Origin of the sequence: Kineosporia sp. NBRC 101731 (assembly GCF_030269305.1) — a bacterium.
Classification (GTDB): domain Bacteria; phylum Actinomycetota; class Actinomycetes; order Actinomycetales; family Kineosporiaceae; genus Kineosporia.
Window position 1 is genome coordinate 170,954 of the sequence record NZ_BSTC01000004.1, and the last position, 23,681, is coordinate 194,634.

Below are 23,681 nucleotides of genomic sequence, written 5' to 3' on the forward strand. Positions count from 1 at the left end.
ACGGCAGCCAGATCAGTCACTCCCGCGACGCTACGGCGGTGCGGGCGAACACTCGACGAACCGGCCGGAATATCCGGGAAACGCCCCACCGAGAACACTTCCGACAATCGGAGAATTACTCCGAGTCGGTCCTGAGAAATTCGGCTGCGTGCTAGCTTCGGGGTCTTGCTCCGCTAGTGTGACCAGTCGAAACTCGGGGGAGATTGATCCGCATGCCGCGATCATCCATCGGCTTGATTTCACCGTCCGGCATCAGCGTCATTTCTGACGCGCTGGATGTTGCACTAGGGGGGAAGACCTTGGTTGACGACGATCTGCGTATTGCACGAGCTGTACCGCCACGACCCCGTCCTTCCGGAGAGACCCGGACGGTGCCGGAGATCATCGCTGAGTCCGGCGGGGAACTGACCATTCCCCAGCTTGCGGAGAAGATGGACAAGCCCATGCTGACCGTGGCCGAGATCGTGCTGGAACTCGACCGTCTCGAGATCGTCCAGCTCGCCGGCCGTCCGGGCCACGAAAGTGTCCGGCTTCCTCCGCGGTAGCACCAAGGCCCAGGACGGCGGGGGTTCGCCCCCGCGTCTGGCGGCCCTGCGGGAGACCCCGACCGAATGGCGGCGGGGGCATCTCCTCGGCGCCGCGCTCGCGCTGGCGACCCTGATGGTGCTGACCCGTGAGGCGGTCGTGCTGGATGACCCGGGGTATTGGTCGTTCTACATCTCCGGACTTCTCGGCGGTATGACGTCCTTGGCGGAACTGGTGTCCCGGTATCGGGATGCCCCGGTGGTCGCCTCGATATCCATGCCCGGCCTGGCCTATATCCTGGTGAATGTCGGGGCCGCCCTGTGTGCCCTGTACATCGTCCAGAAATTTCATTGGGATCTGGGTGCGGGCCGCGAACACGAGCAGATCGCCCAGATCTTTCTCGCCGGATTCGGGGCGGCCGCCGTCTTCCGCAGTTCTTTTCTCAATGTCACCTGTGGCGAGCAGCGGGTCAGTGTCGGCCCGTACGCGGTGCTGCACGTGATCCTGACGGCCGCGGACCGGGCGGTCGACCGGGAGCGGGCGCTGGCCCGGACCCGGCACGTGCGCCGGGCCATGCGCGGCATCTCGTTCCACGAGAGCGCGGACACCCTGTTCACCTACACCGTGGCGACCCTGCAGAACCTGCCGCCCGACGAGGTGGCGAGCGTGACGAACAAGATCTCCTTCCTGCGGGACTCGCAGAACCAGCGCGTTCCCGACTCGGCGAAGGCCCAGATTCTCGGGCTGTCGCTGATGACCCTGGTCGGCAGCAAGGTGCTCATGCAGGCTGCCGAGCACGTGCGCGAGCTCCAGAACGAGCGGCACCCGGCCGGCCGTACCCAGCACCGCGTGATCCAGCTACCGGACGAAGCCGGTGACACCGACCGCGCGGCGCGGCTGAGCGCGCTGATCGACGTCACCCTCGCCCAGGAGGAGCAGGTGCCGCTGACCACCCTGCGGCAGTTGCTCGAGGCGCCCCTGAACGACTTCGTCCCGGTCATGAACGCCCGGCTCAAGCAGGGCACCCTGCTCGTGCACGGATCACCCGGGGCCGAACTCGTCTCCCGCCCGATGCCCGGCCCGGGCGAGACCGCGGTCGCCGTGGACGATCACGAGACCGTCTGAGACACCGTGCCGGCCATCTCGTCCAGGGCCCGGATCCACTCCTGCATCATCGCTTCGCCCCCGTGCCCCTCGTCCCCGATCACCACCAGGCGGCTCGCCGGCCAGGCCCGGTGCAGGTCCCAGGCCGTGTCCAGCGGTGAGGACACATCCCAGCGGCCGTGGATCAGCACGCTCGGGATGTGCGCGATGCGGTGCATGTTCTCCAGCACCGGGCGGTCGTCGAGGAAGCAGCCGTTGCCCCAGTAGTGCGTGATCAACCGGACGGACACCTGCTGCTCCAGCGGGGGTTTCAGCGTGTAGTGCGGCCCGGCGTTCGGGGCCAGGGACGTGTGCGTGTCCTCCCAGACGCACCACGCCTGCACGGCTGTCGCGACCACCGCCGGGTCCGGGTCGCCCAGCCGCCGGGCGTAGGCCGCGGCCAGGTCGCCGTCGCGCTCGCCCGGGGGCACCACGGCCGCGAACTCCTCCCATTCCCGCGGGAAGAGACGTCGCATGCCGCGGGTGATCCATTCGGTCTCGCGGCGGCGCCCCGCGGTCACGGCCATCAGGACGATGCCCGCCACCCGGTCGGGGTGCGCCTGCGCGTAGGCCAGGGCCAGCGACGACCCCCACGACACCCCGGTGACCACCCAGCGATCGATGCCCAGGGACGTCCGCAATGCTTCGAGATCCCGCAGGAGATGCGCCGTGGTGTTCACTGACAGGTCGACCCCGGCGTGCTCGGCGAGTGGCCGGCTCCGGCCGCAACCGCGCTGGTCGAACAGGACGGCCCGGTAGACGGCGGGATCGAAGATCTCGCGCATGCTCGGCCTGGCCCCCGACCCCGGACCGCCGTGCAGGTAGACCACCGGCAGACCCTCGGGGTTGCCCGACGTCTCCCAGTAGATCTCCTGCCCGTCGCCGGGTTCCAGATGACCGGACGCGTAGGGCTCGATCGCGGGGTACCGCATCAGTGCTTCTCCACGGTGCGCGCCAGGATGCCCAGCGTCGCCTTGAGCCCGGCCTCGGGGATGACCGGGAAATTGACGACACCGCGGTAGCGCGGGGCGATCTGGCTCCAGTCGTAGTACGACGTGACCAGCGTGCCCTCCGGCGTCGGCTCCAGCGTGTACCCGTAGAGATGCTTGATCGGTGGCTGCACCGTGCCGGAGATCGTCCACTCGATCGCCGCGTCCGGCTCCAGGCGCGTGATGATCACCGTGACGTCGTACTTGCCCATCGGCAGGTCACCCAGCGACTCCCGGTCCATGTGCACCACGAACGTGTCGCCCACCTGCGCGACCCGCTCCCCCTCGGCCCACTGCAGCATGCCCGAGGAGTCGATCGCGACATGCCCCTGCGGGTCGGTCAGCACCGCGAACACCTCCGCCGGGCTCGCCGCCACGTGCCGCCCGACCTCGAACCGCTCATTCGTCATGGAAACAGCCTAGTTTTCCGCCCGCGCCGAGATCTGCTGAATGGCCCAGCCATTGCCGTCCGGATCGCTGAAGAACACGAAACCCACATTGTCCAGAGCCTTTCCACCCCGCTCCAGCCTGGACGCATCCCCGTCGAGGGCCTGCACGTCACTGACCTCGACACCCCGGGCCGCCAGCTCCGCGTGCGCGGCGACGAGGTCGGCCACCACCAGCTGCAGCCCTCTCAGCGCGCCCGGCTCCATCCCCATCTCCGCCCCCAGCACGATCGAGCAGCCCGAACCCGGCGGGGTGATCTGCACGTAGCGCACACCGGGCCGAGGCTCGACGTCGTGGTCGACGGGCCACCCCATCTTCCGCTCGTAGAAGTCCTTGGACGCGTCGATGTCCCGGGTCGGCACGGCCACGACCTCAAGCGTGTAGTCCATCTGGTCTCCTCCTGGCTTGAACGCCAGTTGATCCTGACGCTCCCTGGTTGGGAAACTCATCGTCGCCATGACAGATCCCCATCTGCGCCGCGCCACGCCCGGCGACGCCCCCGCGATCATCGACCTGCACCTCGCCGCCCTGCGAGCGGTGGGGGCCGACGCCGGCCCCGGCCCCTGGGACGACGACCTGAACAACATTCGGCAGCACTACCTCGAGCCGGGCGGTGAGTTCCTCGTGCTGGAGTCGGAATCCCAGATCATCGGCATGGGAGCCCCCTGAGGGCGGCCTGCCCGGTTTCCCCAGCGGCAACGCTGCGTCATAGGACTTAGCTCACTGTGCGAAGCCCGGGGTCCGACGCAGGATGGAGCCATGAATCGCACCGAGTGGATCGAGCAGTACGCGGAAGCTTGGCGCGGTCGGGATCACGAGGGCGTGGTTGAATTGTTCGCGGTCGACGCGGTTTACCACTCCTCCCCCACCGGCGTCCCATATCGAGGTCATGCGCAGATCGCGGCCTACTGGAAACGGGCCACGCACACCCAGACCGATCTGAAACTCTTTCTCGGCGTACCGATCAGCGACGCACGCCGCACGATGGTGGAGTGGTGGGCCACGATGCGCGACCCGGACTGGACACCGGACGCCGCTACGCCCGAGGTGACGCTTCCCGGCTGCCTCGTGCTGACCTTCGACGCGAACGGTCTGTGCGAAGAGCTCTGGGAGTACTACAAACCGGTTTTCGGGAAGACGGTGGACGCACCGGCCGGCTGGGGTGCCTGAACCGACCCGGCAACGAACGGACGCGGCCCTCCCCGGAAGGGGGAGGACCGCGTCCGTTGCTCGAGAACCGGAAAATCAGCAGGCCTGGTAGACGTAGCCCTTGCTGCCCTTCGGCGACACGTCGACGTCGCGGCGCACCACCGAGAGCTTGCTGCCGTACGCGTTGCAGGTCTTCGTGAAAGCGCTCTTGGTGTACTCGATCACGATGACGTGGTTGCCGTAGACCTTGGTGTAGTCGCCGCACTCGCTGTAGCGGCCGCACTCCTCGGTGACGGCGAAGTCCAGCCCGGCCTTCTTACCCTGCGTGCCGAGCTCGACGGTGTTCTTCTGCCCGATCGCCAGGCCGGCCGTGTGGGCGCGGGCGGCCAGCAGCTTCGTGAAGGCCACCGCGTTCGCCTTGGTCAGCAGCTTGCCCGAGCGGGTGTACGAGTCCAGGTTGTCCGGCTCGACGGCCTGGTATCCCTTGGTCGCGCAACCGGTGAACCACTTGCCCACGATCGCGGCGAGCTGCTTGCGCTTGGCCGCCGTGGAGGTGTCGAGCATCAGCTCGTCCCAGTCCTCGTCCACCACGTAGTCACCGCTGCTGTCCTTGAGCAGCAGGCCCGGGTGGTTCTTCTTCCACCACTTCTCCTCGCCCGGCTGCACCTGGAACGCGTTGACGTAGCAAATGTTGTACGCACCCTTGGCGATCTTGGCCGTGCGGTCACGGGTGACGATCTTCGTGCCCGCCGGCGGGGTGTAGGCCCCGCCCAGCTGGTAGTCGACCTTGCCGTTGACCGGCGGGAGCTTGTAGGTCTTGGCCGCCGCAGCAGTGGTGGCCGTGGTGGTGCCCGAGGCGGCAACCTTGGGTGTGGCGTCAGCACCCGACATGGTGAAGTACGCCACCGCGCTCAGGGCCACGACCGCGGCCAGTCCGAGCGCGAACAGGCGCTTGAGGTTCAGGGCAGGGGACACCGGGTCTCCGAACGTGCTCAGCGGTCTGCCCCGCCTCGGGATATCCCTGGCGACCGGATGCCGGACTGGGTACCGGCTGGGCTCGACCACGATTCGGCCTTCACCCTGGCGGAAAAGCGCAGGTCAGGTCAACCGGCGGTAACCCGGGCGGGGTAAAAGCCGTTGATCTTGCACGTTCAGCCCTCCATCGTGGCCCTCGTGTCCATCCGTGCCGCGCTCGCCGAAGACCTGCCCGTGCTCCCGCAGATCGAGTGGGCGGCGGGCGAAAGGTTCCGGGAGGTCGGGATGGACGAGATTGCGGACGACGAACCTCTCAGTCTCGCCGAGCTCGACGTCTACCGGGCCGCGGGGCGCGTCTGGGTCCACGTCGAGGACGGAACGCCGGTCGCCTACCTGCTCATGGACGTGGTGGACGAGCTCGTCCACATCGAGCAGGTGTCGGTGCACCCCCGGGCGGCACACCGCGGGATCGGGCGGGGACTGATCGAGCACCTGTCCGACCTGAGCGCCGGCCAGAGTCTGGTCCCGCTGACCCTGACCACCTTCCGCGACGTGCCGTGGAACGCGCCCTACTACGCGCGGCTCGGGTTCCTGCCCTTCACCATGCCCGGGCCGCAACTGCTGGAGGTGCGCCGGCAGGAAGCGGCGCAGGGGCTCGACCGCTGGCCCCGCGTGTGCATGATCCGGCCGGCCGCCCGACGATGAGGGATCAGGCCACGTAGAGCGGTGGCCTCGGGCCCGGCTCGACGGTCTCGATCGCGCCCGAGGCCAGCGACGCCACCCCGGCCTCGGCCGCGACCTGGGCCGCATAGCCGTCCCAGGCGCTGGGGCCGCCGAGGTCTGCGGCCCAGACCGAGCCGGTCCGCACCGACCCGGCCCACCGGCCCAGTTCGATGCGGTAGGCCTCGGCGAAGTGGGCGACGAAGTCGCTGCGCACCACCCGGCCCTCGACCCCGGCGATGCGGGAGGAGACCGGTGACGCCGTGGCTAGCGAGACCGTCCCGAGGGTGCCCACGCATTCGCAGCGCACGTCGTACCCGTACGCGGCGTTGACGAACACCTCCACACTCGCCATCACGCCGTTCCCGGTCCACAGGGTGGCCAGCTGAGGGTCGCGAAAGCCGTTCCGCACGGGTGACTCCACCCGGATCGCGGTCAGGTGCGACCCGACCAGCCAGGGGATCAGATCCAGCTCGTGCACCATCGACCCGGTCACCAGCCCGGCGTCGTCGGTGCTCGTGGCGTTCGCGGCATTGCGGTGCACGGCGTGCACCACGCGCACGTCACCGATCGTCCCGTCGCTGACGGTGCGGCGCAGATCGACGAAACCCGGGTCGTAGCGGCGCATGAAACCGACCTGCACCAGGCGTTTCCCGGCGCTCAGCTCGGCCTCGACCACGCTGTAGGCGTCGCTCGCGGTCACGGCCAGGGGTTTCTCGCACAGCACCGGCCGGCCCGCGGCGATGCAGGCCCGGGCCAGAGCGGCGTGGGTGACGTCGGGCGAGGCGATGACGACGGCGTCGACGTCCGGATGACCGATCAGTTCACCGGCGTCGGCGAACACCCGGGCCCGCACCGGATCGGCCGCCCGGGCGGCCCGGTGCGGATCGGGGTCGAACACGGCCGTGACCCGGGCGGCCGGCACATCACTCGTGATCGTGCGGACGTGGGCCGAGCCCATCATCCCGGCCCCGATCACCCCGATGCGTAGCGGCTGCACATCAATCCCCCCGAACCTCGGTGACCGGCGTCAGATACGGGCGCTGGGCGCCCTGGTGCTGCTCGTAGACGCTCCGGGCCTCCCGGGTGGACGCGATCGTCGAGACCTCGGCGACCGGCACGTCCCACCAGGCTGCATCGCCCAGGGAGCCGATCGGTTCCCCGGGGACCGTCTCGACGTGGATCACCGTGGTGTGCGGGGACTTCTGTGCCCGGCGCAGCGCGTCGTCGAGTTCGGGACGGGTGGACGCGGTGAGCACGTCGGCGCCCAGGCTCGCGGCGTTGGCGGCCAGGTCGACGGGCAGGCGATCCCCGTCCAGGCGCCCGGAGGCCGAGCGGTACCGGTACCGGGTGCCGAACCCCTGCGAGCCGACCGTTTCCGACAGGGCCCCGATCGAGGCGTAGCCGTGGTTCTGCACCAGCACGACGATGATCTTCACGCCCTCGGCGACCGCGGTGACGATCTCGCTGCTCATCATCAGCCAGCTGCCGTCACCGACCAGCACGTACACGTCCCGGTCCTCGCCCGTATCGAGCACCGCCAGCCGCACCCCGAGCCCTCCGGCGACCTCGTACCCCATGCAGGAGTACCCGTACTCCACGTGATAGCCCTTGCGGTCGCGGGTGCGCCACAGCTGGTGCAGGTCACCGGGCATCGAGCCGGCGGCGCAGACCACCACGTCCTGCGGGCGCGACACCTCGTTCACCGCCCCGATGACCACGGACTGGGCCACCTCGTCCTGCGCCGGCAGCCCGTACATCCGGGTGACCGTCGCGTCCCACTGCCCCGCGAGCCGGGTGGCCGTCGCGCTCCAGTCACGGGGCGCCGCCCAGCCCCGCAGGGCGAACCCCAGCGCGGTCAGGCCCTCCCGGGCATCGGCCACCAGGGACAGCGCCGACAGCTTGTGCGCGTCGGGGGTGGAGACGTTGAGATTGACGAAACGCACGTCCGGGTCGGCGAAGACGGTGCGGGAGGCGGTGGTGAAGTCGCTGTAGCGGGTGCCGATGCCGAGCACCACGTCGGCCCGGGCGGCCAGGTGGTTGGCGGCCCTCGTGCCGGTGGCGCCCAGGGCCCCCACCGACTGCGGGTGGTCGTACGGCAGCGATCCCTTGCCGGCCTGGGTCTCGGCGACGGGGATCCCCGTGGCCTGCGCGAAAACTCGCAGCGCGGCGTCGGCCCGGCTGTAGATCACGCCGCCACCGGCCACGATCAGCGGCCGGCGCGCGGACCGGAGCACAGCGACCGCCCGCTCCAGGGCGGCCGGTTCCGGCCGCGCCCGCGGCACGTGCCACACCCGGGGCGCGAACAGCTCGTCCGGCCAGTCGAACGCCTCGGCCTGCACGTCCTGCGGCAGCGCGATCGTCACGGCGCCGGTGCGGGCCGCGTCGGTGAGCACGGCCAGCGCGTTCAGCAGCGCCGAGGGCAGCTGCTGCGGGCGCTGCACCCGGTCGAAGTACACCGACACCGGCCGGAACGCGTCGTTGACCGAGACATCGCCCGCCGCAGGGTGTTCCAGCTGCTGCAGCACCGGGTCGGCAACCCGGGTGGCGAACGTGTCGCCCGGCAGCAGCAGCACGGGCAGCCGGTTGATCGTGGCCAGGGCCGCGCCGGTGACCATATTCGTGGCGCCCGGCCCGACCGAGGTGGTGACCACGTGCGCGGCCAGCCGGTCACGGTGACGGGCGTAACCGACGGCGGCGTGCACCATCGCCTGCTCGTTACGGCCCTGCCGGTAGACCAGAGAACTCCCGGCCAGTTCGCCCTCCAGCAGGGCCTGGCCCATCCCGGCGACGTTCCCGTGCCCGAAGATGCCCCAGCAGCCGGTGAAGAACGCGTGCCGGTCACCGTCGCGCTCCACCTCCTGGGCCTCCAGGAACCGGACGGTGGCCTGGGCGACGGTGAGCCGGACGGTCATGTCTGTCCTCCGTACGGAAGACGCGGGTCCACGGGCTGGGAGGGCCAGGTCTCCCGCACCCACGCGTGGTCGGGGTCGTCGCGGATCAGCCAGGCCCGCTGCGAACCGGCCATCACGTTGAGGTAGTACAGGTCGTAGCCGGGCGCGGCCATCGACGGGCCGTGCCAGCCGTGCGGAATCAGCACGGCGTCACCGGTACGCACCTGTGTCAGCACATCGGCCGAACCGTAGACCCGCTGATAGGCCGGGCCCTCGGTCTCGTAGTAGTAGATCTCCTCCAGACGGGTCTCGCCGTCGCGTTCCTCGTCGTGCTTGTGCGGCGGCCACGACGACCAGTTGCCGCCCGGTGTGATCACCTCGCAGGCGATCAGCCGGTCGGCCTCCAGTACCCCCGGCACCCCGAAGTTGTGCACCTGCCGGCTGGCGCTACCGGTGCCGCGCAGCTCGACCGGCACGTCAGCCGCGGGCAGGTGGGCGGGCTGCAACCGGGCCGTGCACACCGCCGAGCACAGGGCGAAACGACCGCCCCGCGGCGAGATCACGCTGAACGTCGCGTCGCGCGGCACGTACACGACGTCACTGGGCCCGGCCAGCACCCCTGGCCGCCCGTGCAGGGTGAACTGCACCGATCCGTCCACATCCACCGTGGCCGACCCGGACAACGAGATCAGGGCGACCTCCGCGTCCTGGGTCCGGATCGTCTGCGACCCGCCGGAGGGCAGTTCGAGGATCCGCAGCCCCGCGCGTTCCCACCCCGCCGACTGCGGCGTCACCTCCAGCGCGAACGCCCCCTGGGCACCCTCGTGCCGGCGCACCACCGCAGGGCCCCTCACAGCAGGCCCACGGTCGCGTCCACGGCGGCCTCCACGTCACCGCCGGGCGGGAACAGCAGCGAGCGCCCCACCACCATGCCCCGCACCGCCGGGGCGGCCAGCGCCTTCGCCCAGGAGGCCAGCTGCGCGTCGTGCTCGGCGGCGTCCGTACCCACCTCACCCCCGAGCAGCAGCACCGGCAGCGACGTGGCCGCGACCACGGCCTCCATGTCGTCCACCACCGGCAGTTTCAGCCAGGTGTAGGCCGAGGTCGACCCCAGGCCGGCGGCGACGGTGGCCGAGCGGACCACCGACTCCACCGACAGGTCGTTGCGGATCCGGCCGTCCGGACCGCGACGGGAGATGAACGGCTCGACCAGGGCCACCAGTTCGCTCTCGGCCAGCCGGTCCACCGCCCGCGCGCAGGCCTGCAGGGCGGGCGCGGTCAGCGGGTCGTCCGGGTCGATGCGCAGCAGCATCTTGCCGCCCTGAAAGCCGGCACCGGCCAAGGCCGGCGCGGTGTACCCGGTGAAGCGGTCGTCGATCTCGAAGACGGTGCCCGCCAGGCCGCCGCGGTTCATCGACCCGAACACCACCTTGCCGTCGAGCGCGCCGAGCAGCAGCAGGTCTTCGAGCACGTCCGCGGTGCCCAGCACCCCGTCCACCCCGGGCCGGGCCAGGGCCCGCACCAGACGGTCCAGCAGCGTGGCCCGGTCGCCCATGGCCAGCGGGTCGTCCCCGGCCCGCAGGCTGCCCCGGGCCGGATGGTCGGCGGCAACGATCAGCAGCCGCCTGCCCGGCCCACACACCCCGGACGGGCGCGGCCGGGCGGCGGCCAGACGGGCGATGTGGCCCGGGTCCTGCATCCGGGTGCGCACGATCGAGGTCAGGTCGTCGGCGGTGACCGCCCTCATGCGGAGCTCTCCAGGTAGCTCTCCAGGTAGCTCTCCAGCTCGGCCAGGTCGGGCATGGCGTCGGCGCAGGCCAGTTGCCCGGCCACGTACGAGCCCGCGGCGTTGGCCAGGGTCAGCGTGCCGGCCAGGTCGTCGCCGGCCAGCAGGCCGTGCACGAGGGCGCCGCCGAAGGCGTCCCCGGCGCCGAGCCCGTTGACCACCTCCACCGGCAGCGGCGGCACCACCACGCGTTCGGCCGTGCTCCGCCGGCTGCCCAGCACCCCGGCCGGCCCCTGTTTCACCACCGCCAGGTCCACCCCGGCGTCGTGCAGGGCCTTGACCGCGCCGTCCGGCGACCCCTCACCGACGGCGACGCGGCACTCCTGCAGATTGCCCACTGCCGCCGTGACGTACGGCAGGGCACTGGCGATGTGCCGGGCCGCAACCCCTTCGGACGACCAGAACATCGGCCGGTAGTCCAGGTCGAGCACCGTGATCCCGGACCGGCCGCGCGCCTCCAGCGCGGCCAGGGTGGCCTCCCGGCTGGGCGAGCGGGACAGGCCGGTGCCGGTCACCCAGAACACCCGGGCGGCGCGGATCGCGTCCAGGTCCAGCTCGTCCGGGGAGATCTCCAGGTCCGGGGCCTTGGGGAAACGGTAGAAGTAGAGCGGGAAGTCGTCGGGCGGGAAGATCTCGCAGAACACCACCGGGGTGGGCAGGTGCTCCACCGGGCGCACCCAGCGGTCGTCGACGCCGAAATCCTGCAGGGCGCGGTGGACGTAGCGGCCGAACGGGTCGGCGCCGGTGCGGGTGATCACGGCCGTGCGGCGGCCCAGCCGGGCCGCGGCCACCGCCACGTTCGTGGCACTGCCGCCCAGGAACCGGCGAAAGCTCGTCACCTGCTCCAGCGGCACCCCGACCTGCTCGGGATAGATGTCGATGCTGACCCGGCCCATCGTGACCAGGTCGAAGGCCGCCCTCATGCGAGCACCCGCCTCAGGTAGTCCAGGGAGCGGCTCACGGCGTGCACCGGCCCCGCGCCCGGCGGCGGTTCCTGCCCCAGCATCACGTCGTGCTCGAGCACGTACCAGCCCTGGTAACCGACCTGCTGCAGGGCGCCGATCATGCTCTCCAGGTCGACCGAGCCCTCCCCCAGCACCGTCCACAGACCGTTCGCGACCGCGTCCGAAAAGCTCAGTTCCCCGCCGGTCACCCGGGCCGCCAGGGCCGCGTCCACGTCCTTGAGGTGCACATGCCCGACCCGCTCGGGGGCGGCGAGGGTGATCGCGACCGGGTCGGCGCCCGCAGCCACCAGGTGGCCGGTGTCGATGCACAGGGCAATGGACGATCCGGTCAGGACCCGGCGCACGTCACCGTCGTTCTCGATCAGGGTGCCCATGTGGGGATGCACCACGGCCAGCAGCCCTCGCCCGGCCAGGTGCTCGTTCAGGAGGTCCAGGTTCGCCAGCAGCGTCTTCCACTGAGCCGGGTCGAGTTCGGGCCGCACGTCGTAGCCGTCCAGACCGGTGACCGCCGCCAGCACCACCACCTCGGCCCCGGCTGCCGAGCACGCGTCCGCGAACACGTCTACCTCCGGCAGCGGGTCGTGTTCGGCCCGGTGCAGCACGACCGGCAGGAATCCGCCGACCGCCTCCAGACCGAAATCCGCCAGGAGCGAGGCTTTCTGGCGGGGATCGACGGGAAGGAAGCCCGACGGGCCGAACTCGGTGGCCCGCAGGCCCAGGTCGCGCATCTCGGCCAGTACGCGCGGGGCGGGCATCTGGTAGCCCCATCCGGGCACCTCGCAGACGCCCCAGGAGATCGGCGCCCCGGCCGTGCGGGAACGCGAAACATCACTCGTCATTGAGCGTTACAGCTCCTCGTTCGGCCTTACACGTCACCGTGCAGGAAGGCCTTGCCGGGAACACGGGCCGTCTCCGATCGTCAGCCGCGGGTATCGGGATGTCAAGGTTTGTCAGGACAAACGGCCATCCCGCGACCCTTCACGATGCCGGGAAGGTATGGGCCCGTACCCGAACGGAGTTGGACACGCATGAGAGCCGGTTCCTGCGCTCCGGGCATCCCCGGAGTGCCTCATCGAAGGAGAGATCAGCACTCCCCGCCCTCTGATCGCCGTGAAGGCTCAACTTCGCGCTCGGCCTGCCGATCACGTCCGGGTAGGAGGGGCGTGTATGCCAGGGGCTGGAGCCGTGGCACGGCGATGGGTCGTGGCCACCGTGGCGTGCTGGGTACTGCTCGGCGCCGTCATCGTCCTGCCGCGCCCCTCCGGAGCCTTCTTCACGGCCGGCACCGGTACCACGGCGCAGTTCCGGGCCCCGGCCTGGACCCCGCTCTCGGGTCTGTTCTGGTCGGGCGACGACTCGTCCGGTTCGGCCGGGGAGGCCGGGACCGGCGACACGGTGGCCGTGCGCAGTGCCACCGCCCTCGCCGGCGGCGGGACGTTCTCGGCCCTGGGCACCGGCTACTACCACTCGTGCGCGATCCGTTCCTCGACCGTCGGCGCCCAGGGCCCGGGCACCCTGGTCTGCTGGGGCCGTAACGGCGGGGGGCAGCTCGGGCGCGGTGCCACGAGCACGCTGGAGGCCACCCCCGGGTCGGTGCTGCCGGCCGGTACGACCTGGAAGGCCGTGACCGGTGGCGAGGAGGTCACGTGTGCCCTGCAGAGTTCACCGACCGACGGATCGGTGTGGTGCTGGGGCTGGGGCGGCGTGGGCCAGCTGGGCGCCGGGAGCGTGGTGCAGAAGCTCAACCCGAACCGGATCACCTACGGCGGCGGTGTTCCCGAGACCTGGCGCTCGATCAGCGGTGACGGCAACCGGTTCTGCGCGATCGCGACCGACGGCGGGCTGTGGTGCTGGGGCCGTAACAGCGACGCCGAGGTGGGCGACGGCACCACCACCCACCGCACCGTGCCGGTGCGGGTCGAGAGCGGCGCCACCTTCTCGTCGGTGTCCGCGGGGCAGATGCACACCTGCGCGCTCGCGGCCTCGGGCACGGTGCAGGGCGCGGCCGTGGTCGCGGGACAGGCGTTCTGCTGGGGCGGCAACTCCTACCGCCAGTCGGGCACGAGCAGCTCCGCCGCCTCGCTGACGGTGCCGACGCCGGTGGTCGCGGCCGGCTCCACCGGGGTGCGCACCTGGTCGATGCTGGCCGCCGGCAGCCGCGCGACCTGCGCGATCACGGCCGACAGGGGTGACAGCGCCGTCCCCGCCGGGCAACTGTGGTGCTGGGGCCAGCTCGGCGACGGCGGCGCGAACACCACCGCTCCGGCGCAGGTGGGCACCTCCACCGGCTGGACGTCGGTCGATGTCGGGGGTGACGGCGTGAACCAGTTCTGCGGCGTGGACGCCGGGGTGCTGACCTGCCGGGGCGGCAACTCCCAGGGGCAGGCCGGTGACGGCACACAGATCTACCGCACGGCCTGGGGGCCGGTGGGTGGCGGCACCACCAGCAGCTGGAGCTCGGTCTCGGTGGGCCGGGGCCACGGCTGCGCCCTGACCACCACCTCGCAGCTGTCGTGCTGGGGCTCGGCCGAGTTCGGGCAGCCCGGCAACGGCGCCGTCTGGTTCCGCAACACGCTGCGACCGATCAGCAGCAGCACGGCCCGCTGGTCGTCCGTGGACAGCGAGGACACCCACACCTGCGCGTTGCAGGACAGCAACCTGTTCTGCTGGGGCCGCAACACCAGCGGTCAGCTCGGTCTGGGCTCCTACGTCTCGTACGGCACGCCGCAGCCGGTGCCGGGGGCCTGGTCACGGGTCACCGTCGGCACCGAGCACACCTGTGCGCTGGACACCGGCGGCGCGGCCTGGTGCTGGGGACGCAACCTGGCCGGCGCCACGCTGGGCACCGCGAGCGGGAACTCCACGAACGTGCCGACCCCGGTCGTGGTGAGCGGGGTGAGCGGGGAGCGCTGGACCGGGATCGACGCGGGCCTGAACGCCACCTGCGGCACCCGCTCGGACGGCACGCTGTGGTGCTGGGGCGCCCAGTCGCAGGGGGTGCTCGGCAACGGCACGAGCACCACCTCCGCGACCCGGCCCGCCCGGGTCTCCGGCGGCGGCACCGACTGGGCCGGTGTGCAGGTCAGCAGCAACGAGCACGCGTGCGCGACGCGCACCTCGGGCACGCTGTACTGCTGGGGGTCGAACGGGTACGGGCAGATCGGCACGGGCACGTCCGGAGGAACCGTCACCGCGCCGGTCGCGGTGACCCGGCCGGCCGCCGTGAGCGGTGCCCTCATCGCGTACGGGGTGGGGCAGGAACACACCTGCGCCCTGGACTCCGCAGGGGTGCTGTGGTGCTGGGGCCACAACAACGACCGGCAGTTCGGCACCCCGGCGAACACGGCCGACTCGGCCACCCCGGTACCGGCCGCCGCGGCCACGAGCGGCACCACCTGGACCTCGATGGTCGTGGGCGGCAACAGTACCTGCGCCGGGCGCTCGGACGGTGGCCTGTGGTGCTGGGGCCACAACTACCGCGGCAAGCTCGGGCAGGGCAACGACAACGCCACCGTCAGCGCCCCGGCCCTGAGCTCCGCCGCCACCCCGGTCGCGGTGCGGCTGTCGCGGGTATCGCTCTTCGTCCTGCGGTGAACCCCCCACGCGCCCGGCACGAGCCCGACGGCAGAAGGACGCGTGATCGCGTATCACACCGCGACCACGCGTCCCCTGCCGAAAGTTACTGCCGAAGAACCGGCGCTCGCGGACTCAGTGCCCGGCTGCGGTCTTCTTCTTCGGCACGAAGTGCATGATCGTCACGACCACCGCGCCGACGACCAGGCCGATGAGGGCCGAGCAGAGGGTGTTGACGCACCAGGCCAGCACACCGCCGACACCGCCGACGTCGTGCACGCTCTCCTCGAGGTGGTGCACCAGTTCGTAGGGCCCGTGCCAGCCGAGCTCGTCGACACCGACGAGCAGGATGTGGCCACCCACCCAGAGCATGGCTGCGATGCCGACGGTCGAGAGCACCGACAGCACCTTCGGCATGGCGGCGACCAGGCCGCGGCCGAGCGACGCCCGCGCGCCCGGGCCGGACTCGATCAGCTTCAGGCCGACGTCGTCGACCTTCACGATCAGGCCGACCAGGCCGTAGACCACGACGGTGACGACCAGCGCCACGAAGGCCAGGATGATCGCGCGGGAGACGAACGGCTCGTCGGTGACCTCGTTGAGGGAGATCACCATGATCTCGGCGGAGAGGATGAAGTCGGTGGTGATCGCGCCCTTCACCATTGCCTTCTCGGCGTCCGGCCCGAGCGCGGCCGCGGTCTTCTCCGGCTGGTGGTCGCCGTGACCGCCGAACATCTCGTAGACCTTCTCGGCCCCCTCGAAGGCCAGGTACACGCCGCCGCACATCAGGATCGGCGTGAGCGCCCACTCCGCGAACTGACTCAGCAGCAGCGCGGCCGGGAGGATGAAGAGGATCTTGTTGCGCAGTGAGCCCAGCGCGATCCTCCACACGATGGGCAGTTCCCGGTCGGGGGTGAAGCCGTGCACGTAACGCGGAGTGACAGCCGTGTCGTCGATGACGACCCCCGCCGCCTTCGTGCTGGCTCGTCCCGCAGCCGCGGCCACGTCGTCCACCGACGCGGCGGCTGCCTTCGCCAGTACGGCGATGTCGTCCAGAAGTGCCGCCAGACCGCCTGCCATCGAACTCCCTCACTCGTGATCCGGGTGGGCGCATGGGCCCCATCGTGCGCACAGCATCCCGTACCCGCCCTTCGCCCGAGGGTTCTGCGGCCCGATGGGCGTCGCGAGGAACGTCACCCGGCCGGACGGGAACTTTCACAGGATACCGATGGCTAGCTCCCCGTGACCGGCCGGTGACCAGGGGCGGAGCATATTCCCGATCTTCGCGGGCGATTTGCGCCCGCGGGCGTAAGTGTGACGAAATGTCCCCGCCGCCCACTGAGATCGAGGGAAATCCATGGCCCCGCAAGTCGGAAAGTCACTCGTCGCGCTCCTCGGGGTGACCGGTCTTCTCGGTGTCGGCCTCCTGGCCACCCGGGGCCTGGACGACACCGGGGCGACCAGTGCGGTCGCGGCGGTCCTGAGCTCGGGTTCCACCCCGTCGGCGAGCACGCCGGCCGTCGACGCGGTCACCGACATCGCCGAGAACACCCGGCAGTGCGCGCTGATGTCGTTCGACCAGATCTCCACGGTGACCGGTGGCGTGGTCGGGTACGACCCCGACCCGGCCGCGTTCGAGGGCGACGTGTGCCGCTGGAAGATCTCCGGTTCGCAGAAGGTGCCGGCCGGGACGCTGCTGAGCCTGTCGGAGACGCGGGACCTGTCGGCCCGGACGTTCCGCACGTACGCGGCCGCGGCGGTCAAGAGCGGCCGGGCCCAGCGCGTGAAGGGCCTGGGTGAGCCGGCGATCGTGAACAGGGCCGGCGAGCTCGAGGTGTACTCGGCGGGAAGCTCGTACCGGATCGGGTTCGACATCCCGGACTCCCGCCCCCCGGCCCAGGAGATCAAGGCCCTGCAGATCGAACTGGTGCAGGTCTTCGTACAGTCCGGCACGGGAGCCTAGGACAGGCCCTTGACCGCTTCCACGCGGGGGACGCGCTGGTCGGCCAGCCAGGCGTGCAGGGCGACGGCCGCGAGCGGTTTGGCGATCAGGTAGCCCTGGATCAGGTCACAGCCGCCGGCCTGCAGCCAGGTCATCTCCTCCTCCGTCTCGACCCCCTCGGCGACCACGGAAAGCCCTAGCCGGTGCGCCATGTCGATGGTGCTCGCGACGATGATGCCGGTCCGGGCGTCGGTACTGAGGCGACTGGTGAAGGCCCGGTCGATCTTCAGCGTTGCCACCGGCAGGTCGTGAAGGTAGGCCATGCTGGAGTAGCCGGTGCCGAAGTCGTCGACCAGCAACTCGAACCCCAGATCGCGGACGGCGAGCAGGAATTCGCCGGCCCGGCCGTGGCTGTCGACCAGTAGCGACTCGGTGATCTCGATCTTGATGGCGGAGGCGGGCAGGCTGCGCCGGGCCAGGCGCTGGGCCAGTTCGTGCTCCAGCGAGCCGTTCATCAGGTCGCTGGCCGACAGGTTCACCGAGACCGCGATGTCGTAGCCCAGGCGGCGCAGGGCATCGGCCTCGTCGAAGGCCAGGTCCAGCACGATGCGGGTGATCTGGGGCATCAGCCCGGCGTGCTCGGCCAGCGGCAGGAACACGTCCGGCGGTACGAAACCGCGCTCCGGGTGGGTCCAGCGCACCAGAGCCTCAACCGACCGGATCTGGCGCGTGTGCGCGTCCACGATCGGCTGGAAGGCCAGGCTCAGCTGGTGGCGGTCGAAGGCGAGCCGTAACGCCTCGATGGTGGCCAGGCGGTCCCAGGCGCTGCTGTGCTCGGCGTCGTCGTACGTCTCGAAGCCGGTCCGGGCGGTCTTGGCCCGGTACATCGCCATGTCGGCCTGGGCCAGGGCACGGCCCACCTGGGTGCCCGGGGACAGGGCGGTGATGCCGATGCTGCCGCCCACGTGCAGCAGGGTGCCGCCCACGGTGAACGGCTCCTCGAGCGCGGCGATCAGGTTGGCGGCCGTGCGGGCGGCCTCGTCCCGGGAGGTCAGGGGTAGGTGCACGGCGAACTCGTCACCGCCGAGGCGGGCGATCACCCCTGGTTCCGGTACCCGGGCGACGAACCGGGTCGCGACCTCCCGCAGCAGCTCGTCGCCGACCTGGTGACCGAGGGCGTCGTTGATCTCCTTGAACCGGTCCAGGTCGATGATCATCACGGCGCCGGTGCCGCTGCTCTTCTGCTCCAGCAGGTCGTAGAGGGCACGCCGGTTCGGCAGGCCGGTGAGGCTGTCGGTGCCGGCCATGCGCCGCATGTCGGACAGGTCCACGACCTCGCGCATGGTCAGGGCGGTGCGTACCGCGAGCGCGGCCAGGGCCCCGATGGCCAGCACGATCGCCAGCAGGCTGCTGGAGACCGAACCCAGTACCAGGACCACCAGCGGCGGCAGGCTGAACAGCAGCGGCCCCAGGAACTCCCGGTTGCTCACGGCGCCGCTCGTGCGCGGTGGGCCGGTCTCCTCCGGCCGCAGGGCGGCCAGGGCGATGAGGGCGTCGGCGACCAGGTACGAGGCGTCGTTCCAGCCGCCGTGCACGAAGGTGCCCTCGAGCACCAGCACCAGGTACCAGGAGTCGGCCACGGTGAAGGCGACGAACCCGCAGACGAGCAGGATCCAGGTGGGCCGGCGCCAGGCGCCGAGCGCGGCCATGGCCCCGATCGCGGCGGCGGCCAGGCTGAGATCGACGACCGGGTAGGCGAAATTGGTGACGATCTGGGCGACGGAGCCCTCGCTGGCGGCGTCGGTGATCCGGGGGAAGAGCAGCAGCGACCCGACCGAGGCCAGTCCCAGGCCGGCGATCGCGCCGTCGAGCAGGAAGCTGCTGCGCCGGGGGATGCGGGCCCGCAACATCAGCCAGATCGCGGCCATCGACAGGGGGGCCAGGGCCAGCCAGAGGGCGTCGGCCGGACCGGGGTAGGGCACCACGTCGCGCCGCTCGTACACCAGCTGCCACAGCAGGGTGCCGAGGGCGTAGCTGCCCATCCCGGTAGCGATCAGGGTCCAGGCCAGCCGGTCGGCGGGCACCCGGGCGGCGCGCAGCCCGCAGGTCACCGCGGAGCCGGTGAAGACGACCTGGGGAAGGCCGACGATGACGAGCTGGTTCAGGGTGAGCACGCCGAACTCGCTGAGCGCGACCAGGGCGCAGTAGACGAGCAGCGCGGTCACGACGACAGCACACATCCATCGCACCGCGCGCATGTTCCCCCTTTCCACCGCTGGGAAAAGTTATCGACGCGCCCTGGACCGAACTTGATGTCCGGGGCCGCCTGCTCCATAGATGATCTAGGGCGTTCTATGACAAGGAGTGGCATGCGGCAATCGGTGGACGTGTGGTGCCGGCGGTTCCGCACGGCCTCGGCGAAGGTTCCGGTCGTGGCCCGGCTGGTGTGCCTGCCGCACGCGGGCGGTTCGGCATCGTTCTACCTGCCGTTGACGCGGGCTCTGGCCCCGGCCGGGATCGACGTGCTCGCCGTGCAATATCCGGGGCGCCAGGACCGCAGCTCCGAGGTGCCGGTACGCGACCTGGGGGTACTGGCCGACCGGGTGGCCGAGGCGGTGGGCGCCCTGCCCGGCGAGGTGCCCTTGAGCCTGTTCGGGCACAGCATGGGGTCGGCGGTGGGTTTCGAGGTGGCCCGGCGGCTGTCGAACACCGGACGCGGCCCCGCCCGGTTGTTCGTGTCGGGCCGGCGGGCGCCGTCGGTCTTCGGGGGCGGGACCGTGCACCGCCGCGACGACGCGGGGCTGCTCGCCGAGATCCGGAGTCTGGACGGCACCGCGGCCCTGGTGCTGCAGGACGAGGAACTGATGCGCCTGGCCCTGCCGGCCCTGCGGGCCGACTACGAGGCGATCGAGCTGTACCGGGCCTCGCCCCAGGACACCGTGGACTGCCCGGTCACGGTGCTCACGGGTGATGCCGATCCCCGCACGCCGCTGGAGGAGGTGGCGGGCTGGGCCACGCACACCACGGCCACCTGCGAGGTGCAGGTGTTCCCGGGAGGGCACTTCTACCTCAGCGAGAACGTCGACGGCGTGGCCGGCCTGCTCCGGGAACGGCTCCTGCCGTAGCGGGCTCCAAGGTGCTCTTGGGCGGACCCCAACCGGCGCTTGGCGTGCCGAAAGACCCGCTGGCGAGGTCTCGTCCGTACCCTCTACGGTTCGCCACAGCGGTGTGCACGGCACAGCACGGCACAGCGCCCGACAATCTCGATCTTGTTAGTCTAGAAACTCAGCTTTACCGGCGACACCAAGGAGCAGGCATGCCGGCCGACCGGGCTGCACGACCGACCATCCTGATCGTGGGCGCAGGCGTGGCGGGCACGCTCGTCACCCTCCACCTGGCCCGCCTGGCCGCGCGCCGGTCCACCGGGATCGACATCGTGGTGCTCGAGCCCAGCGATCTGCTCGGCCGCGGCGTGGCGTTCGGCACGCCCGAGGACCGGCACCTGCTCAACGTCCCGGCCAGCGGCATGAGCGCCCTGCCGGAAGAGCCCGGGCACTTCGTGGCCTGGCGCGCGGCCGACTACGACGGTCAGCCCACCCACCCGTACGACTTCACCTCGCGCCGCGAGTTCTCCCGCTACGTGCGGCTGCTGCTGACCGAATCGCTGCACGCGGCGGGCGACTTCGTCACCCTGCGGCACGTGCAGCAGCAGGCCGTGACGGTGCGCCGCTCCGGCGCCGGGGCCGTCGTCACCACCGCGGCCGGGCGCAAGTTCGCGGCCGACGCGGTCGTGGTCGCGACCGGCCTGCCCGCCGCGGGCTGGGACTGGGCCCCCGAGAGCCTGCGCGCATCACCCTTCTTCGTGCCCAGCCCGTGGGCCCCGGGCGCCCTCGACGTGATCCGCCGCGACCGCAGCGGGCCCGCTTCCGTTCTCATGGTCGGGACCGGGCTGACGATGGTCGACGTCGCGCTCTCCCTCAGCGGCCAGGACGCCGGTCGCGACGACCGGGTGCTGCACGCCCTCTCGCGCAGTGGCCGCCTGCCCCGCACCCACGCCCGCGGCCCGAAACTCCCCACGATTCCCGATGTCTCGGACTGGGACACCTCGATCGAGGAACTGCGCCGGCAGGTCCGGCGACACTTCACCGAGGTGGTCCGGGCCGGCGGCGACTGGCGACCGGCCCTGGACGGCCTGCGGGTACAGGTGTCACACCTGTGGAGCCGGATGAGCGACGAGGACCGTCTCACCTTCCTGCGCGAGGACTCCGGCTACTGGAACGTGCTGCGCCACCGTATGCCGCTGTCCAGCGCGGACAAGCTCAACGCGCTGCGGGCCGCCGGCCGGCTGCACCTGCACTCCGGAGCCACGGTCGCCGAGGCCGAGCCCCTGCCCCGCGGCGGTCTGCACGTCACGCTCACCGACGGCTCCACCCGCGACGTCGGCTGGGTGGTCAACTGCACCGGCCCGCGCACCGACATCCGCGAACTCGGCAACCCGCTGCTGAACGACCTGCTCGCCCCGGTGCACGGCGTCGCCTCGGCCACCGTCGCCACCGGCGGCATGGGCCTGCGCACGGTCAACGGCCGCCTCATCGACTCGGCCGGCAGCCCGGAGGCACCACTGTGGACCCTCGGCGCCCTGCGCCGCGGTGAACTGTGGGAGACCACGGCGGTCCCGGAGATCCGCACCCAGGCACTCGCCCTGGCCACCACCTTGCTCGACACCCTGGCCCCGCTCCCCCGGCGCCTGGCCGACGGCCGCCTGGTCAGCGGTCACCACCCGGTGGCCCGGCCCCGCGATCTGCTCGGCCTGCCGCTGTCCACCACCGCCGAGGCCGCGGCCAGTTTCAACGCCGGCCTGGAGCGCGTCATGCGGCTGGAGGCCGGCCCGGAAGACCTGCTGCGCGAGGCCATCGAGCACGACCCGGACTTCGCCCTGGCCCACGCCGCCCTGGCCATGCTCGGCCACGAGGCGGGCGCCCACGCCGACGTCGCCGCCTCCCTGGCCGCCGCCCAGCGCGCCGTCGCGCTCAAGGGCGACGACCGCGAGCGCAGCTTCGTCAACGTGATCGAGCGGCGGGTGCACGACGTGCGCCGCTCGGGGGCGCAGGCCCTGATCGCGCACATCGCCGCCTACCCGCGGGACGTGCTCGCGGTCTCGGCCGCGGTGCCCACGATCGCCTTCTCCGGTGTCACCGACCTGCAGCAGGAGACCTGGGCACTGGTCGAGGGCCTGGCCCCGGCCTACGGGGACCACTGGTGGTACATCTCGCTGCTGGCCTTCACCCGGCAGGAACAGTCCCGGTTCGAGGAGGCCGCGCTGCTGGCCGAGAGCGCGCTGGCCTGTGAACCGGCGTCCGGGCACGCGGTGCACGCGCAGACCCACGTGATGTACGAGACCGGGCAGCACGATGAGGGACGCGTCTGGCTGGACCACTGGGTCGGGGAGACCGGGCGCTCGGCCGGGTACCGGGCGCACTTCGCCTGGCACGCCGCCCTGCACGAACTGGCCCTGGTCGACCTGGAGGCCGTGCGCCGCCGCTACGAGACCCACCTGGCCCCGCCGGCCGTGACCGGCGTCCGGGCCCTGATCGACTCGGCCTCGCTGCTGTGGCGCTGGCGTCTGGCCGGAGACCGGCCCCCGCCGGCCGGTCCGGTGCTGGAGGCGATCGGTGAGGGCCTGCTCAAGACCCCGCAGACGCCGTTCATCGCGCTCTACGCCGCGATCGCGCTGACCGCGAACGACGACGTGAAGGGGCTCGACGAACTGCGGCGGCACGCCCTGGGCTCGGCGGAGTCGTCCATGCACACGCTCGTCGTGGCGGCCTGTGAGGCGCTCACGGCCGTGGTGGAGAAGCGCTGGGCGCAGGCCTGGCCGATCCTCGAGGACCTCTACCCCCAGCTCGACCACTACGCCGGATCGGCGGCCCAGCGTGAGGTGTTCCAGGACACGCTGATCCACGCTCTGGTGCAGGACGGCGAGCAGACGCGGGCCCAGGAGCTGCGGGCGGCGCGGCCGGAGCGTCACCGTTGCTAGATTCGGCGCCGTGCCTCCCCTGGAACCGCTGAACGACCTGCCGGCCGCCGCGCGCACCATCGCCCGCACCACGATCGAGGCGGTGGACGCCGCGCTGGCCGGTGACGTCGTCCTCTTCGAGGAGGCCGCGGCCCGGCTCGCGCTGTGTGAACCGGAACAGGTGCGGCTGGTGCTGGGCAACGTGGTGCGTGACCTGCTGGAGCACCTGAACCCGGACGGGCTGGCGAGCGACGACCTGCTCGAGCTGATCCGCAGCTGCGCCCGCCGGGCCTTCACCTGGTACCCGACGATCGACGTGAACGCGCTGATCGTGGTACTCACCGGCGCCTTGGGCCTGCAGGAGGACGAGGACGAGACCAAGCCGATCCGTTACACCCCGGCCCAGGTCGCGCAGCATGCCCCGCTGTTCATCACCGAACTGCTGTCCCAGCCCCGGCCGGCGCCCCTGACCCTCCCCCAGTACCTGCGCGCGGCCTTCGACCAGCTCCGCACGGCGGAACTGAACGAGATGCCCTGACCTCTCCCGTCAAGTCCCG

Annotated in this window: 22 protein-coding genes; 10 read left to right on the plus strand and 12 right to left on the minus strand. The window is 71.3% G+C overall.

Going from position 1 to position 23,681, the window contains the following annotated elements; translation table 11 throughout:
- Nucleotides 1-212 precede the first annotated feature (212 nt).
- Both QSK05_RS13660 and QSK05_RS13665 read left to right on the plus strand, forming a co-directional pair.
- Complete coding sequence (locus QSK05_RS13660; RefSeq protein WP_285597537.1) at nt 213-545, plus strand: hypothetical protein; 333 nt, start codon at nt 213-215, stop codon at nt 543-545.
- The gene (locus QSK05_RS13665) at nt 523-1,650 is read left to right on the plus strand and encodes a hypothetical protein (RefSeq protein ID WP_285597538.1); all 1,128 of its coding nucleotides are present in this window, start codon (nt 523-525) and stop codon (nt 1,648-1,650) included. The genes QSK05_RS13660 and QSK05_RS13665 overlap by 23 nt, the downstream gene beginning before the upstream one ends.
- On the opposite strand, the gene pip is transcribed toward QSK05_RS13665, so the two are convergent.
- Genes pip through QSK05_RS13680 form a run of 3 tightly spaced genes read right to left on the minus strand, consistent with a single transcriptional unit; the run spans nt 1,635 to nt 3,493 of the window.
- Complete coding sequence (pip, locus tag QSK05_RS13670) at nt 1,635-2,600, minus strand: prolyl aminopeptidase (RefSeq protein WP_285597539.1); 966 nt, start codon at nt 2,598-2,600, stop codon at nt 1,635-1,637. The two genes, QSK05_RS13665 and pip, sit on opposite strands and share 16 nt — an antisense overlap.
- Nucleotides 2,600-3,067, minus strand: a complete 468-nt coding sequence (locus QSK05_RS13675; RefSeq protein WP_285597540.1) for an SRPBCC family protein — start codon at nt 3,065-3,067, stop codon at nt 2,600-2,602. The genes pip and QSK05_RS13675 overlap by 1 nt, the downstream gene beginning before the upstream one ends.
- A 9-nt stretch (nt 3,068-3,076) precedes the next feature.
- Nucleotides 3,077-3,493, minus strand: a complete 417-nt coding sequence (locus tag QSK05_RS13680; RefSeq protein ID WP_285597541.1) for a VOC family protein — start codon at nt 3,491-3,493, stop codon at nt 3,077-3,079.
- Between the two features lie 67 nt (nt 3,494-3,560).
- On the opposite strand from QSK05_RS13680, the gene QSK05_RS13685 reads away from it, so the two are divergent.
- A complete protein-coding gene (locus tag QSK05_RS13685) occupies nt 3,561-3,773 on the plus strand; it encodes a GNAT family N-acetyltransferase (RefSeq protein ID WP_285597542.1) in 213 nt (70 codons plus the stop codon).
- A gap of 90 nt (nt 3,774-3,863) precedes the next feature.
- Nucleotides 3,864-4,274, plus strand: a complete 411-nt coding sequence (locus QSK05_RS13690) for a nuclear transport factor 2 family protein (RefSeq protein ID WP_285597543.1) — start codon at nt 3,864-3,866, stop codon at nt 4,272-4,274.
- Nucleotides 4,275-4,349: 75 nt separating this feature from the next.
- Here QSK05_RS13690 and QSK05_RS13695 read toward each other — a convergent pair whose 3' ends face one another.
- Nucleotides 4,350-5,144 (minus strand): endo alpha-1,4 polygalactosaminidase, encoded by a 795-nt coding sequence (locus tag QSK05_RS13695; protein WP_502879761.1) that lies wholly within the window; start codon nt 5,142-5,144, stop codon nt 4,350-4,352.
- Between the two features lie 282 nt (nt 5,145-5,426).
- Here QSK05_RS13695 and QSK05_RS13700 point away from each other — a divergent pair, with 282 nt between their 5' ends.
- Entirely contained in the window at nt 5,427-5,933 is a 507-nt protein-coding gene (locus QSK05_RS13700) for a GNAT family N-acetyltransferase (RefSeq protein WP_285597545.1), read from the plus strand.
- Between the two features lie 4 nt (nt 5,934-5,937).
- Here the strand turns inward: QSK05_RS13700 and QSK05_RS13705 are convergent, their stop codons facing one another.
- Genes QSK05_RS13705 through QSK05_RS13730 form a run of 6 tightly spaced genes read right to left on the minus strand, consistent with a single transcriptional unit; the run spans nt 5,938 to nt 12,432 of the window.
- Nucleotides 5,938-6,948, minus strand: coding sequence for a Gfo/Idh/MocA family oxidoreductase (locus QSK05_RS13705; protein WP_285597546.1), 1,011 nt, complete (start codon nt 6,946-6,948; stop codon nt 5,938-5,940).
- A 1-nt stretch (nt 6,949) separates the two neighbouring features.
- Nucleotides 6,950-8,863, minus strand: a complete 1,914-nt coding sequence (gene iolD, locus QSK05_RS13710) for a 3D-(3,5/4)-trihydroxycyclohexane-1,2-dione acylhydrolase (decyclizing) (protein ID WP_285597547.1) — start codon at nt 8,861-8,863, stop codon at nt 6,950-6,952.
- Entirely contained in the window at nt 8,860-9,681 is an 822-nt protein-coding gene (gene iolB, locus QSK05_RS13715; RefSeq protein ID WP_285597548.1) for a 5-deoxy-glucuronate isomerase, read from the minus strand. Before iolB ends, iolD begins: the two co-directional genes overlap by 4 nt.
- Nucleotides 9,682-9,692: 11 nt before the next feature.
- Nucleotides 9,693-10,589: a Cgl0159 family (beta/alpha)8-fold protein gene (locus QSK05_RS13720; protein WP_285597549.1), complete on the minus strand. Its 897-nt coding sequence runs from the start codon at nt 10,587-10,589 to the stop codon at nt 9,693-9,695.
- A complete protein-coding gene (iolC, locus tag QSK05_RS13725; protein WP_285597550.1) occupies nt 10,586-11,551 on the minus strand; it encodes a 5-dehydro-2-deoxygluconokinase in 966 nt (321 codons plus the stop codon). The genes QSK05_RS13720 and iolC overlap by 4 nt, the downstream gene beginning before the upstream one ends.
- Nucleotides 11,548-12,432, minus strand: coding sequence for a TIM barrel protein (locus QSK05_RS13730; protein ID WP_285597551.1), 885 nt, complete (start codon nt 12,430-12,432; stop codon nt 11,548-11,550). Before QSK05_RS13730 ends, iolC begins: the two co-directional genes overlap by 4 nt.
- Before the next feature lie 346 nt (nt 12,433-12,778).
- On the opposite strand from QSK05_RS13730, the gene QSK05_RS13735 reads away from it, so the two are divergent.
- Nucleotides 12,779-15,187: an RCC1 domain-containing protein gene (locus QSK05_RS13735; protein ID WP_285597552.1), complete on the plus strand. Its 2,409-nt coding sequence runs from the start codon at nt 12,779-12,781 to the stop codon at nt 15,185-15,187.
- A 114-nt stretch (nt 15,188-15,301) separates the two neighbouring features.
- Here the strand turns inward: QSK05_RS13735 and QSK05_RS13740 are convergent, their stop codons facing one another.
- Nucleotides 15,302-16,246, minus strand: coding sequence for a DUF808 domain-containing protein (locus tag QSK05_RS13740; protein WP_285597553.1), 945 nt, complete (start codon nt 16,244-16,246; stop codon nt 15,302-15,304).
- Between the two features lie 277 nt (nt 16,247-16,523).
- Here QSK05_RS13740 and QSK05_RS13745 point away from each other — a divergent pair, with 277 nt between their 5' ends.
- Complete coding sequence (locus QSK05_RS13745) at nt 16,524-17,129, plus strand: hypothetical protein (protein ID WP_285597555.1); 606 nt, start codon at nt 16,524-16,526, stop codon at nt 17,127-17,129.
- On the opposite strand, the gene QSK05_RS13750 is transcribed toward QSK05_RS13745, so the two are convergent.
- Entirely contained in the window at nt 17,126-19,366 is a 2,241-nt protein-coding gene (locus QSK05_RS13750; protein ID WP_285597556.1) for a putative bifunctional diguanylate cyclase/phosphodiesterase, read from the minus strand. The genes QSK05_RS13745 and QSK05_RS13750 overlap by 4 nt on opposite strands.
- A 111-nt stretch (nt 19,367-19,477) precedes the next feature.
- On the opposite strand from QSK05_RS13750, the gene QSK05_RS13755 reads away from it, so the two are divergent.
- From QSK05_RS13755 to QSK05_RS13765, 3 genes are all read left to right on the plus strand, one after another.
- Complete coding sequence (locus QSK05_RS13755; RefSeq protein WP_285597557.1) at nt 19,478-20,233, plus strand: thioesterase II family protein; 756 nt, start codon at nt 19,478-19,480, stop codon at nt 20,231-20,233.
- Nucleotides 20,234-20,424: 191 nt separating this feature from the next.
- Nucleotides 20,425-23,145, plus strand: a complete 2,721-nt coding sequence (locus tag QSK05_RS13760; RefSeq protein WP_285597558.1) for an FAD/NAD(P)-binding protein — start codon at nt 20,425-20,427, stop codon at nt 23,143-23,145.
- A gap of 10 nt (nt 23,146-23,155) precedes the next feature.
- Nucleotides 23,156-23,662: a hypothetical protein gene (locus tag QSK05_RS13765; protein WP_285597559.1), complete on the plus strand. Its 507-nt coding sequence runs from the start codon at nt 23,156-23,158 to the stop codon at nt 23,660-23,662.
- The last annotated feature ends 19 nt before the right edge of the window (nt 23,663-23,681 follow it).